The organism is uncultured Microbacterium sp. (genome assembly GCF_900078385.1).
Lineage (GTDB): Bacteria > Actinomycetota > Actinomycetes > Actinomycetales > Microbacteriaceae > Microbacterium.
Genome location: NZ_FLQR01000008.1, coordinates 321818 through 334920, shown reverse-complemented (window position 1 = coordinate 334920; position 13103 = coordinate 321818). Strand labels below are relative to the sequence as shown.

Below are 13103 nucleotides of genomic sequence, written 5' to 3'. Positions count from 1 at the left end.
ATACCCGAGGCCCCGCGTGAACGACGCGGAAACAGATGTGCCCCTGTCGCGTTCGCCCGCTAGCCTGGGGGCATGTCTGAGCTGCGAGTGGTGGAGTTGTCCGCGTCGACGATCGTCGCGGTGAACAACATGTCCCTCAAACCCGGGCAGGAGCAGTACCTCGCGCCGACGAGCTATGCCGTCGCCGGCGCGGTCGTGAACCCCGCCACGGCGTGGCAGCGCGTCGTCCTGGACGGAGACGAGGTCGTCGGTTTCGTTAGCGCGAACTTCGACCAGGAGGCTCCGCAGGAGCACTTCCGCTCGGTCCTCTGGCGCATCAACGTCGACGCCGACGACCAGGGCCGCGGCGTCGGACGGTTCGCCGTCCAGCAGCTGCTCGAGGAAGCCCGCAATCGTGGCATGGACCACGTCAACGTCATCTTCGAAGCCGGCGAGGGCGGCCCCGAGGCCTTCTTCCGCCGCGTGGGCTTCACCCCGGTCGATGAGACCGAGTTCGGCGAGGTCGTCGCCGAAGTCCGCCTCTAGCCCCGGGCGCCGCGACGCGACGCCCGGCGTCAGACGAGCGACTCCCGCCACGCGGCGTGCAGCTGGGCGAACTTGCCGGTGCCCGCGATGAGGGCATCCGGGGTGTCGTCCTCGATGATCCGGCCGTGCTCCATCACGAGCACCCGATCGGCGATCGCGACCGTCGAGAGGCGGTGCGCGATGATGATCGCCGTGCGGTCGGCCAGCAGCGTCTGCAGCGCATCCTGGATCTGCCGCTCGCTGGGCATATCGAGGGATGCCGTCGCCTCGTCGAGGATCAGCACCGCGGGGTCGGCGAGGAACGCGCGGGCGAACGAGATCAGCTGGCGCTGACCCGCCGAGACGCGGCCGCCGCGCTTGTTGACGTCGGTGGCGTACCCGTCGGGCAGCTTCGAGATGAACTCGTCGGCGCCGACGGCGCGCGCCGCCGCCTTGATCTCGTCGAGGGTCGCCTCGGGCTTGCCGAGCGCGATGTTGTCCGCGACGGTGCCGCTGAAGAGGTACGCCTCCTGCGTCACCATGACGATCGCGCGGCGCAGGTCCTTCGGATGCATCGACCGCAGGTCGACGCCGTCGAGGGTCACGGCGCCCCGCGACGGGTCGTAGAACCGCGACACGAGCTTCGCGAGCGTCGACTTGCCGGCACCGGTCGTACCGACGAGCGCGACGGTCTCCCCCGCCGGGATGTCGAGGGAGAAGTCGGGCAGGATGACGCGGTCGTTCGCGTAGCCGAACTGCACGCCCCGGAACTCGATGTGGCCCTTCGCCGCCCACAGGTCCACGGGCGTCGCCGGGTCGGGAACGGTGGGCGACTCCTCCAGGACACCGGACACCTTCTCCAGCGCGGCAGTGGCCGACTGGTACGAGTTCAGGAACATCGCGACCTCTTCGAGCGGGCTGAAGAAGTTGCGGACGTACATGACCGCCGCCAGCAGCGCGCCGAGCGCGAGGGTGTCGTCGACGACGCGGAAGGCACCCCACAGCAGGACGATCGCCATCGTGACGTTCGCGAGCAGGATGAGGCCCGGGTCGAGCACGCCGTAGAGCTTCACGAGCTTGAGGTTCACGCGGCGGTACTCCGCCGAGATCCCGCCGAACTCGTCGTCGTTGCGCTTCTCCTTGCGGAATGCCTTCACGGCACGGACGCCGGTCATCGTCTCCACGAACTGGACGATGAGCTTGGCACTGACGACCCGCGAGACGCGGAAGCCCTTCTGCGACTCGATGTAGAACCAGCGCATGAGAAGCGCGAGCGGGATGCCCATGGCGAGCAGGACCACGCCGCTCTGCCAGTCGAGCAGGAACAGCGCGACGAGCGTGAAGACGCCGTACAGCGCGCCCTGGACGAGCTGGTTCAGGCCGCCGTCCAGCAGCTCCCGGATGGACTCCAGGTCGCTCGTCTGCCGCGAGATGATGCGGCCCGACGTGTACGTCTCGTGGAACTCGAGGCTCAGCCGCTGGGTGTGCCGGAAGATCCGGGTGCGCAGGTCCATGAGGATCGCCTGTGTGAGACGTGCGGAGAGCACGACGTACCAGCCGATGAGGCCGGCGCCGGCGATGCCGGTGACGAGGTAGATGAGCGTGACGCCGAAGGCCGGCATCCAGTCCATCTGCGAGACGGCGCGCGGAAGGGCCGTGTCGATGCCGTACGCGATGAGGGCGGGGCCGAGCACGCGGAACGCCGTCGAGACGACGATGACCGCGGCGGTGAGGGTGAGGAGGCCCCGCATGTTGGAGACCAGCGAGCCCAGCAGGCGGAGGGACCGCCGGCGGATGGCGCGGCTCTCGCCCTTCGTGTAGTCGCTGCGGTCTTCGCCGCGGGTTCCCTGGACGGTTTCCTCGCTCACAGGTTCACCTCCATTTCTCGGTGACGCGTATCCTCTGCCTCGAGACTCGAGATGACGTGCCGGTAGTGCTCACTGGTGCGGAGGAGCTCGACGTGCGTGCCGACGGCTGTGATGCGGCCGGATTCGAGGACGGCGACGCGGTCGGCGAGCGCCACGGTCGAGGGCCGGTGCGCGACGATCAGCGCGGTCGTCGTCGCGAGGACACGCCGGAGCGCGGCCTCCACGAGCGCCTCGGTGTCGACGTCGAGGGCCGACAGCGGGTCGTCGAGGACGAGGACGGTCGGCCGGGCGGCGACGGCGCGGGCGAGCGCGAGCCGCTGACGCTGCCCGCCGGAGAGGCTGAGCCCCTCCTCCCCGACCGTCGTGTCGACGCCGTTCGGCAGGTCGTGGACGAACTGGGCCTGCGCGATCTGCAGCGCCTCGGTCAGCACGGCGTCGGCCTCGGGACTGTGCACCTCGAGGTCGTCGCGGCCGAGCAGCACGTTCTCGCGCACGCTTGCGGAGAAGAGCGTCGCGTCTTCGAACGCCATCGCGATGTGGCGGCGGAGGTCGTCGAGCGTGAGGTCGCGCACGTCGACGCCGTCCAGCTCGACCGAGCCGCCCGTGACGTCGTACAGCCGCGTCGGCAGGGTCGTCAGCGTCGTCTTCCCGGACCCGGTCAGCCCCACGAGCGCCATGGTCTCACCGGGCTCCAGCACGAGGTCGATGCCGTCGAGCAGGTCGCGCTCGGTGCCGGCGGCATCCTGGTAGCGGAAGTGGACGCCGCGGAAGGCGAGCTCGCCGCGCGGTTCGGCGATGGTCTTCGGCTCCGGCGCGTCGACGATCGCGTTCTCCTCGTCCAGCACCTCGTAGACGCGGTCGATGGCCGTGCGGGTGTCGACGAGGAAGGAGAAGAGGAAGCCGAGCGACTCGAGCGGCCAGCGCAGCGCGGTCGCCATCGCGAAGAAGCCGAGCATCTCGCCGACGGTGAGCTGCCCCTGCGTCGCCAGCCAGATGCCGATGAGAAGGCACAGCGCGAACGCGACCATCGGGACGACCTCGAGCCAGAACCACAGCAGGCCCACCTCGCGGGCCTTGCCGAGCTCCGTCTGCCGCAGGCTCTCCACCTGACGCGTGAACTTCTGCAGCGCGTGCTTGCCGCGACCGAACGCCTTCAGGACGCGGATGCCGTGCACGCTCTCCTCGACGGAGGTCGCGAGGTCGCCGGCCTGATCCTGGCTCTGCCGGGCCAGCACGTTGTAGTGCCGCTCGAAGCGGTAGCCGAAGAACCACAGCGGGATCGACACGACGAGGAAGGTCGTGCCGAGCGCCCAGTGCCAGCGGAACAGCAGGAAGGCGCCCATGACGATCGTCAGGACGTTGACGACCAGGAGGATCGAGCCGAACGCGAGCCAGCGGCGGATGAGGTTGATGTCCTGCATCATGCGGCTGAGCAGCTGACCGGACTGCCAGCGGTCGTGGAAGGCGACGGGCAGGCGCTGCAGGCGCCGGTAGAAGTGCTGGCGGATCTCGTACTCGACGCCGGTCGCCGGGGTGAGGACGAACGCCCGTCGCAGGTACACGAACAGCGCCTCGAGCGACCCGAGGACGAGCACGCCGATCGAGGCCCACACGATGACCGTGAGGTCGCCGGAGGCGATCGGGCCGTCGACGGTCGCCTGCAGGACGAGCGGGATCATGAGCGAGACGACGGCGGCGCCGAGCGCGCTCAGCATGCCGGCGAACAGCCGCGGCATGACGGGCTTGGCGAACGGGAGGATGCGGGCGAGAGCCCGGAGGGTGGAAAGACGTTCCGGAGGGGTCATGGTCCTTGGGAGGGGTGGTGGCGGATCGCGAGGCGACAGGTCGTGGGGGCGCGCGGCGGCGCGGCAGGAGGCGATGCCCTGAAGGTGTGAACGCGGGATGCGGCGGGTCTATGCCGCCGAGGACGTGCGGATCGCCGCGTTATCCCTCGAGGGCCCCGAACGCACCGGCGGCGAGGAGCACGGGCTTCGTGATGACGATGGCCTGGTACATGGCGTCCTCCTGGGTCCGGTGAGTGGGGCTGTCGCGCCGATGCGACGCGACAGCCCTCCAGACTATGCCTGGGAGTTCCCTGAGCGCAAGCTCGGCGTTTCAGGCGGCTTCTTCGCGGGCGAGGAGCGAACGCTTGACATCGGTCCCCCACGCGAAGCCGCCGAGCGACCCGTCCGAGCGCAGGACGCGGTGGCACGGGACGAAGAGGGCGGGCGCGTTGCGCGCGCAGATCGAGGCGGCCGCGCGCACGGCGCGGGGCTGCCCGATCTCGGCTGCCAGCTCGGTGTAGGTGAGCGGTCGGCCGGGCGTGATGCGGCGCAGCGCCGCCCAGCCGGCGGCCTGCAGCGGTGTCCCGGTCTGGGCCACCGCGACGGCGTCGATCGCGGCGAGATCCCCGCCGTAGTACGCGCGCACCGCGGACGCCGCGTCGGTCTCCCCCGCGCGGACGGCGTCGGGGCGTGCGCGGAGGCGCGCGAGGATCGCGTCGGGGTCGGACGTCCAGCCGGACGCGAGCACGCGGCCCGCGTCGTCGGCGAGCAGGGTGAACGGGCCGTCGGGGGTGTCGAGGGTCTGGATCACGGCGGTCATGACTGCTCCTGGGGGATGTCGGGATCGGTGCGGGGTGCGCGCGGCGCGCGCGGGCTGCGAGGTGCGGCGGAGGCGGCGCGCCAGAGGTGCGCGGTGAGGTAGCTGCGCCACGGGGCGACACGGGCGGACCATGCCTCGAGTCCGCGCGGATCGTCCGGGACGCCGGCTGCCGCGGCGCCGGCGCGGACGGCCACGTCCCCCGGCAGGACGACATCCGGGTCGCCGAGCACGCGCATGCGGACATAGTCCGCCGTCCACGGTCCGATGCCGGGCATCGCGAGGAGGGCGGCGCGCTGGGTCGGGCCGTCGTCGCCGGTCGTGAGGGTCAGGCCGCCGTCGGCGAGGGCGGCCGCGGCACCGGTGAGCGCACGGATGCGCGCGGCGGGGCCGCGCAGGACCTCATGTCCGCGCTCGGCGATCGCGGCCATGGTCGGAAACAGCACCGGGTTCTCTGGGAAGCCCGGTGCGCGGTCGCCGAGCGCGTCGGACAGCACCGTCAGGGCGGTGCGCGCGGCCCCGACCGTGATCTGCTGGCCGACCATCGCGCGGATGAGCATCTCGTGCGGGTCGGCAGCGCCGGGGACCCGGATGCCCGGGACCGCGGCCACGAGCGGCGCGAGCTCGGGGTGGCTGCCGAGCGCCGCATCGACGGCGAGGGGATCGGCGTCGAGATCGAACAGCCGCCGCGCGCGGGCGACGACGGTCGGCAGGTCCCGCAGCTGCGTGAGGCGTGCGCGCAACCGCATCCGCCCCTGCTCGTCGACACGGAGCTCGAACCAGACCGGTCCGCCGCTCAGTCGCAGCGACCGCGCGAACGAGGTCGGGGTCGCGGTCTCGATCCCCGGGATCGCGCGGGCTGCCATCCACGCGAAGAGGCCGTCGACGTCGAGCGGACCGCGGTGCGGCAGGACGAGGTCGATGGTGCCGGGCTCGTCGGCAGCACCGTGGCGATGGCGGCGGGCGCGCAGCTCGAGCGGCGGCATACCGAAGACCTCGCGGACGGTGTCGTTGAACTGTCGGACGCTCGCGAACCCGGCGGAGAACGCGACCTCGGATGCCGGCAGGTCGGTGCCGACCAGCAGCATCCGCGCCGTGTGCGCGCGGTGCGCGCGGGCGAGCGCGAGCGGTCCGGCGCCGAGCTCGGCGGACAGCATGCGCGTGAGGTGGCGCGAGGAGTAGCCGAGGCGCCCGGCGAGCCCCGGCACGCCCTCGCGCTCCACGACGCCGTCGGTGATGAGGCGCATGGCGCGCGCCGCGACGTCGCCGCGGAGGTCCCACTCCGGCGAGCCGGGCGTCGCCTCGGGGAGGCAGCGGCGGCACGCGCGATACCCGGCCTCGTGCGCGGCCGCCGAGGTCGGGTAGAAGGTGACGTTGCCGGGTTTCGGGGTGCGGGCAGGGCAGCTGGGCCGGCAGTAGATGCCGGTCGTACGCACCGCGGTGACGAACTGCCCGTCGAAGCGGGTGTCGCGCGCGTCGATCGCACGGTACCGCTCGTCGAAGGTCATGGTCGCGGGCATGCATCTACTCTGACATGCCCCGCGGTCCTCGTCTCGCGGAAATCGGCCATCGCCGTAGCCGTGGCCGGAGCCATCGCCGGAGTCATCGCCGAGCGCCGCGAATCCAGCCCCGACACCGTCGGCCGGGCCCCCGACGCCCGACCGCGGTCGGTCGGGCGTCGGGGACGGGGGTCAGCGCTCCAGGAGCGCGAAGCCTCCGGCGGGGAGCACGATGGTGCGCTCTCCGCGGAGCGGCTGGGTGCCGACGAGGCGTCCGCGCGCGTCGTAGATGCGCGCGATGGCGCGCTCGCCACGGACGCCCACGAGGACCGGCTCCCGGTGCGTGGACGCGGAGTGCACGAGTTCCGTGCGCCCCTCGCCGGTGAGCACGAGGCGGGAGACGACCGGGCGAACCAGCAGTGCGTCGAGCTGGAGCGTGCCGCGGTCGACGTCGACCCGCACGGTCGCGTGCTTGGCGCCGACCGAGCGGTCCAGATTCCGCGGCAGCAGCACGCCCGGTGTCGGCGATATGCCCTGCGCCGGCGCCGTCTCGCGCAGCACGCCGAGCCGCAGCCGGTCCGCGCGCCACGTGGAACTGCTCGCACGGTCCGGCGCCGACCACACGACGGGCTGCACGATGCGGTCCTGCGTGTCGCGGCCGATCGCGAAGACGGCATGCTGACCCGCCGACAGGGCGAGCCCGCCGCCGGACCACAGCGATTCGCCGGTCCACGCCGTCGGCGTGATCACGGTGCCGTCGGTCGTCGCCGTCTCGGCTTCGACGAGGCGCAAGCCGTCGCGCTCCGCGACATCCGTGACCGATGTCGCGCGGGCGGCGAGCGCCGGGCGTGCGTCGAGCGCGATCATCGTGAGGAGCCCGTGGATCGTGCTCTCCGCGCCGCTGTTGCGGTTGACCGAGCCGTCGGGCTGAAGCCCGTCGTAGGTGACACCGGTGGCCGGGATGTACATGTCGACCCCCGCCCGATTGGCGCCGAAGAACCAGGCCGCCTGGACGGCGGCGAGCTGGTCGAACCCCGTCGAACCGGTGGCGTCGGCGACCGCGAGCAGCGACTGCACCCGCGAGTCCGCGCCGTACGCGATCTGCACGCGGTCGGCGGGGGTGGGGAACCACCCGTTGTCCGGTCCGCCCGCGGTCAGCAGCGTCGTGGTGAAGCTCGCGGCGTCGCGCACCGCCGGGGCCAGGAGGCTCGGCGCGTGCAGCGTCTCGGACGCGACGGCGAGCGCCGCCGGCATCTGCGAGCCCCACGCGTGCCACATGCTGCGGGACAGCGCCCACGGCAGCACGGCGCCGTACGGCCAGGACCGCTGGTCGTCGGCGCCCACGGCGGCGATGCCTTCGGCGAGCTTGCGGAGCGCGTCCGTGACATCGGCGTCGGCACCACCTGCGTCGACGCGCGCAGCGAGGCCGAGCACGGCCTCCGCGGACGCGTCGGCGCCGTCGACGATGAGCCAGCCCGGGACGCGCATGCCGTCGGCCTGCTTCCACGTGCCGTAGTCGACGAGCTCCTGACGGATGACGGCATCCACTGCGAGGGTGAGCCGTTCGTCCAGGAAGGCGGCGAACGCGGGGTCGTCGTCTTCGAAGGCCGCGAACCCCTCACCGAACGCCCAGATCGTGCGGGCGAGCCAGTAGCTCGGTCCGGAGTCGGACGGGTCGGGCAGTTCGACGGGCTCCGCGGACGGGTTCAGGGTGCCGTCGGGCTGCATCCACAGCACCACGTTGCCGGCGTTGGCGCCGTCCGTCGTCTGCATGTAGGCGAGGGCGCGCAGCATCTCGTACGCGCTGTCTCGGCTGCTCGCCTCGCCGGTGAGCTCCCAGTGCCGGAGGTAGACGACGGCCGCGCGGGACACGTCGTCGGCGTTGTAGGCGCCCTGACCCCAGTAGCCGGTCGCGGGATCGAGCGGCCCGCCGCCGACCCGCTCGAACGTGCCGCCGTCTCGCGCGTCGGCGTACGTCCACGGCAGGACGAGCGTCGGCTCTTCGGCGAGCCGGTACGTCGTGTGGCCGGGGACCGCCGCCGGCGGGGTGGCCTCGTCGAGCAGGAAGTCCAGGTGCGCGAGATTCGTGAGCGGCGCCGCGGTGGCCGCGGCCGGGGCGGATGCCGCCGGCACGGCCGTTGCCGGGGCGGATGCCGCAGCGGCGGCCGTCGGCACGGCGAGCGCCGTCGTCGCGATGATGGCGAGGAGTACGCCGAGCGCGCGTCCTCGCCGTCGAGGATGCAGGTTCATGGTTCCTCCGATGGTTCTCCGGGCGTCGTCGCCCACTCAGGTCTGGTCGGTGCGCTCCAGCAGGGCGACGCCGATCTTCGAGTCCGCCATGCCGTAGAAGACGTAGTACTTGCCGTCGATCTGCTCGATCGCCGTCGGGAAGACCACGTTCGGGACGATTCCGCTGCGCTCGTCGTCCGTCTCGGGCGCGAGCAAAGGCTCGGTCGTCCGGTCGAGCACGCGGGTGGGGTCGTCGGCATCCAGGAGCATCGCCCCGGCGGCGTAGTTGACGTTCTGCTGCTGGGCGAAGGCGTTGTCGATCACGCCCGTGACGCCGTGGTGGATCATGAGCCAGCCCTCCGGTACGCGAAGCGGCGCCGGCCCCCCGCCGATCTTGAGCTCCTCGAACGCGTACTGCGGGCCAGCGAGCATGCGGCTCTGCTCCCACAGGACCAGGGCGGACAGGTCCGCCCGGACCGCGTCGAGCGGGATGTACGCGATCCAGATCGACTGGCGCTCGTCGGTGATGCCGGCCGGAACCCGGACGCCTTCGCCCGCCTTGGTCTCGCTGAGGTTCCACATCGGACGATGCAGCACGGCGAGGGCCTCCCGGCCGTCGGGCGCCGTCACGGGCTCGGGGAAGAAGACCGTGTCCTTGTTGTGGAAGAGGTTCAGGTCCATGTCCAGGTCGTCGTCGAACAGGAACAGCGCCGGACCGAGCCGCCGCCAGTTCTTGAGGTCCTCCGACACAGCGACGGCCGTCCTCGGGCCGAGCGGTCCGAAGGCGACGTAGGTCATCACGTGCAGTCCGAGCGTCTCGATCCACGTCACGCGGGGATCCTCGACGCCGGCGTTGCCGACCCCCCGCTCCCACCCGCGGTCGGGCTCCAGCACGACGCCGCGGCGCTCGACGCCGACCGGCACGCCGTCCTCGACGACGACCCGGGCGAGTCCGACCCGGGACACGTTGCCGGCGGCGACGAGCCTCGGCAGCAGGTACAGCTCGCCGTCCGGGCCGCGGCCGGAACCGGGGTTCAGCACGCCTTCTGCCTCGTGCGGGTCGTCCGGGTCGGGCGTCATCACGACGCCGACACGGGACAGACGATACGGGAATGCGCTCATGCTCAGCCTTTCACTCCGGACCCGATGTCGTTCGACGTGAAATACCGCTGCGACAGCAGAAACAGCACCACGGCGGGGACGGCGAGGACGACGGCGCCGGCCATCATGGCGCCGAACGGGTTCGCCGTGGATGCGGCGATGTTCGAGATGAAGTTCGCGAGCGACACGGCGAGGGGCTGCATCGACGCCTCCTTCGTGATGAGGAACGGCCAGAGGAATTCGTTCCACGGGCCGATGAAGGTCAGCAGAACGGCCGTCAGCAGCGCCGGCCGCACGAGCGGAAGCGCGACGCTCCACAGCAGCCGGAACTCACCGGCCCCGTCGATGCGGGCGGCGTCGAACATCTCCTTCGGCAGCTGCAGGAAGTACTGCCGGAAGATCAGCACCGCCGTGGAGTTGATGAAGAACGGCAGGATCATGCCGAAGTAGCTGTCGGCCATCCCGAAGTCACGGGCGATCATGACGTAGAGCGGGATCATCAGCAGCTGGAACGGGATCACCTGCACGAGCAGGACGAGGCCGAACGCGACGCCGCGCCCCCGCCAGTGCAGCACGGCGAGCGCGTACCCGGCGAGAACACCGAACACGACCGTGCCGAGCAGGACGCCGCCGGTGAAGATCCCCGAGTTCGCCAGCCCCTGCAGCAGGTTGATCCGCTCGTTGATGGCGACGTAGTTGTCGACGGACAGGTTGGCGGGGTTCGGGAAGGCGCCGCCGATCGACGGGTCGACCTTCGTCTGCAGCGACCCGACGATCATGTAGTAGAAGGGGAAGAGGAAGAACAGCGCGCCGAGGCTCAGCACGACGTAGAGGGCGACCTTGCTGCCCAGTGCGCGTTTCACGATTCCTCACCTCCCACGAGCTTGCGCTGGATGGCGGCTATCCCGAGCACGAAGATGATCAGGATGACCCCGATCGCCGCCGCGATGTCGGGGTTGCCCTGTTCGATGCCCCGCTGGTAGATCAGCAGCACGGGCGAGGTCGATGCCCCATTCGGACCGCCGCCACCGGTGAGCAGGTAGGGCTCGGTGAAGAGGTTCGCGCCGGTGATGGTCGCGAGCAGGACGACGAGCAGGGTCGCCGGGCGCACGCCCGGCACGACGACGGAGAAGAACTGCCGCATCCGCCCGCCCCCGTCCACCGACACCGATTCGTACAGCTCGTTCGGGACGTTCTGCAGCGCCGCGAGGTAGAGCAGGATGTAGAACCCCAGCCCCTTCCAGGTGACGAAGAAGGCGATCGTCGGCATCGCGAGGGCGGAGTTGATGACCCAGGACGGCACCGGCGCGAGGGGACCCAGCAGGTTGTTGACGAGACCGTTCTCCGCGAACAGGAACAGCCACACCGCCACGACGGCGACGGATGCCGTGACGTACGGCACGTAGTAGCTGACCCGGAAGAACGTGCGGGCGTGCACCACACGGTTCAGGGCCGTGGCGAGCACGATCGAGAGCACGACCGTCAACGGGACGTTGATGATGAGGAAGATCCCGACGTTCAGGAACGACCGCCAGACCGCCGGATCGGCGATGACCTTGGCGAAGTTGTCGAACCCGATGAACGGCCGGTCGACGTCCGCGCCGGGGGCGGCGAAGAAGTAGTCGTGGAACGACATCCACACCGCGAACACGATCGGGTAGGCGAAGACGATCCCGAGGAATACCAGATAGGGGGCGATGAACACCATGCCGAGCGGCTGCGACCCGAGGATGCTCCCCCGGCGGCGCTTCTTCTTCTCGGTCTCAGGCGGGGCGGCCGGGGCCGCCCGCCGGGAGGGCTGCGCGGCGCCCTCCCGGTCCGGCGCGCCGGCGACGCCGACGGTCATGTCAGTTACCCGCCGCCAGTTGGTCGACCTTCGTGGCCGTGTCGGAGAGGAACGCGTCGATGTCGCCCTCGCCGAAGATGACCGCCTTGGAGTACCCGTCGCGGAACGCCTGCCAGATCTCGACGGAGTTCGGCACGTTCGGCACCTCGACGGTGCGCGCGGCCTGGTCTCCGAACACTTCGTACGCCGGGTTCTCGGTGAAGTAGTCCGGGTACGTGCCGGTGAGATCCTGCCGCAGCGGCATCTGTCCGGTGGTCTCGAGCCACAGTCCGTCCTGCTCCTCGCTCGTGGCGAACTTCAGCACGTCCCACGCGGTCGCCTGGTTCTCGCACGCCGTGAACATGCCGACGTTCTTCGCATCGCTGAAGGTCCAGGAATCCGCGGCCTCGGCGCCGTCCTTCGTCGGAATCGGGACCGAGCCCCAGTTCACGGCGTCGCCGTAGACGGAGATGGCCCACGGGCCGACGATCGACATCGCGGCGTACCCGTCCGCGAAGGCGTCGCCCTGGTACTGCTCCTGACCGGCGAGCTTCTCCTCGTACAACGTCCGCCAGAACTCGGCGACATCCTTGCCCTCCGCGCTGTCGAAGGTGGCCTTGCCGTCCTCGAGCAGCAGCGTGCCGCCGGTCTGCGCGGCGTAGAGGGGATAGAAGTCGAACCACGACTGGAAGAACTCGCTCGTCGGTGCCGGGTTGATCGCGTACTGTGCGACGCCCTTCTCCTTGAGCGTCCGCGCCGTCTCGAGGAACTCGTCGTACGTCGACAGGGAAGGATTCTCGGCATCGAGGCCGGCCTCCTGGAACATGTCCTTGTTGTAGAAGATCATGACCGGGTTGGACTTCCAGGGCAGCTGATAGAACGACCCGTCCGCGGAGCGGTACTGCTCGGCGAGGTCGCCGCTGCGCTCCGTGATGTAGTCATCGCCGTCAGTGAACTCCGACAGGTTCACGAGGCCACCCTGCTTCTGGAACTGCGGGACGGCCGCGGGGGCGGTGTTGAAGATGAGGCACGGGGCGTTGCCGGCAGTGATGGCCGCGCCGATGACCTCTTCGCTGGAGGACCCGGCGGGGATCTCCTGCGCCTTCACCTGCTCGTCGGGGTTCTCCGCGTTCCACGCCTCCACCATCTGCTTGCCCCAGGCGATCTCCTGCTCGTTGTTGGAGTACCAGATGGTGATGTCGCCGCGGCCCTCCGGGTCGGCGGCCTGATTGCCGCCGCCTCCGCCGCAGGCGGTGAGGGCGAGGGTGGATGCCGCTGCTGCAGCGATGATCAGTGTGCGTCTTTGCATTGTCGTGCTCCTTCATCCGCGTCGCGGCTCGCGCCGCAGGACACTCCCTGGTCGGGACCGACGATGGTTCCGACCGATGCTGTTGCCCACGCTCGTCGCCGCGGGGGCACCCGGCAACGTCCTTGTGCGGATGGTGCTCGGGGTGTAAAGGCGACCAGGGGACCCGT

Annotated in this window: 10 protein-coding genes; 1 reads left to right on the top strand and 9 read right to left on the bottom strand. The window is 70.6% G+C overall.

Annotated elements, in window-relative coordinates; genetic code table 11:
- The first annotated feature begins 72 nt into the window (after positions 1 to 72).
- Positions 73 to 525 (top strand): GNAT family N-acetyltransferase, encoded by a 453-nt coding sequence (locus QZL85_RS11195; RefSeq protein ID WP_295576741.1) that lies wholly within the window; start codon positions 73 to 75, stop codon positions 523 to 525.
- A 29-nt stretch (positions 526 to 554) separates the two neighbouring features.
- Here the strand turns inward: QZL85_RS11195 and QZL85_RS11190 are convergent, their stop codons facing one another.
- The 9 genes from QZL85_RS11190 to QZL85_RS11150 all read right to left on the bottom strand — a co-directional run bounded on the left by QZL85_RS11190 (position 555) and on the right by QZL85_RS11150 (position 12936).
- Positions 555 to 2372, bottom strand: a complete 1818-nt coding sequence (locus tag QZL85_RS11190) for an ABC transporter ATP-binding protein (RefSeq protein ID WP_295576740.1) — start codon at positions 2370 to 2372, stop codon at positions 555 to 557.
- Entirely contained in the window at positions 2369 to 4177 is a 1809-nt protein-coding gene (locus tag QZL85_RS11185; RefSeq protein ID WP_295576738.1) for an ABC transporter ATP-binding protein, read from the bottom strand. Before QZL85_RS11185 ends, QZL85_RS11190 begins: the two co-directional genes overlap by 4 nt.
- Positions 4178 to 4487: 310 nt before the next feature.
- Positions 4488 to 4976, bottom strand: coding sequence for a methylated-DNA--[protein]-cysteine S-methyltransferase (locus tag QZL85_RS11180; RefSeq protein WP_295576737.1), 489 nt, complete (start codon positions 4974 to 4976; stop codon positions 4488 to 4490).
- The gene (locus QZL85_RS11175; RefSeq protein WP_295576735.1) at positions 4973 to 6493 is read right to left on the bottom strand and encodes an AlkA N-terminal domain-containing protein; all 1521 of its coding nucleotides are present in this window, start codon (positions 6491 to 6493) and stop codon (positions 4973 to 4975) included. The genes QZL85_RS11180 and QZL85_RS11175 overlap by 4 nt, the downstream gene beginning before the upstream one ends.
- 171 nt (positions 6494 to 6664) lie before the next feature.
- Positions 6665 to 8722 carry a hypothetical protein gene (locus QZL85_RS11170; protein ID WP_295576734.1) on the bottom strand — a complete coding sequence of 686 codons (2058 nt, stop codon included), beginning with the start codon at positions 8720 to 8722 and terminating at the stop codon, positions 6665 to 6667.
- 36 nt (positions 8723 to 8758) lie between these two features.
- A complete protein-coding gene (locus tag QZL85_RS11165; protein WP_295576733.1) occupies positions 8759 to 9823 on the bottom strand; it encodes a glycosidase in 1065 nt (354 codons plus the stop codon).
- A 2-nt stretch (positions 9824 to 9825) separates the two neighbouring features.
- Positions 9826 to 10665, bottom strand: a complete 840-nt coding sequence (locus tag QZL85_RS11160; RefSeq protein ID WP_295576732.1) for a carbohydrate ABC transporter permease — start codon at positions 10663 to 10665, stop codon at positions 9826 to 9828.
- Positions 10662 to 11510 carry a carbohydrate ABC transporter permease gene (locus QZL85_RS11155; protein ID WP_295576785.1) on the bottom strand — a complete coding sequence of 283 codons (849 nt, stop codon included), beginning with the start codon at positions 11508 to 11510 and terminating at the stop codon, positions 10662 to 10664. Before QZL85_RS11155 ends, QZL85_RS11160 begins: the two co-directional genes overlap by 4 nt.
- 139 nt (positions 11511 to 11649) lie before the next feature.
- The gene (locus tag QZL85_RS11150) at positions 11650 to 12936 is read right to left on the bottom strand and encodes an extracellular solute-binding protein (protein ID WP_295576731.1); all 1287 of its coding nucleotides are present in this window, start codon (positions 12934 to 12936) and stop codon (positions 11650 to 11652) included.
- Positions 12937 to 13103 lie beyond the last annotated feature (167 nt).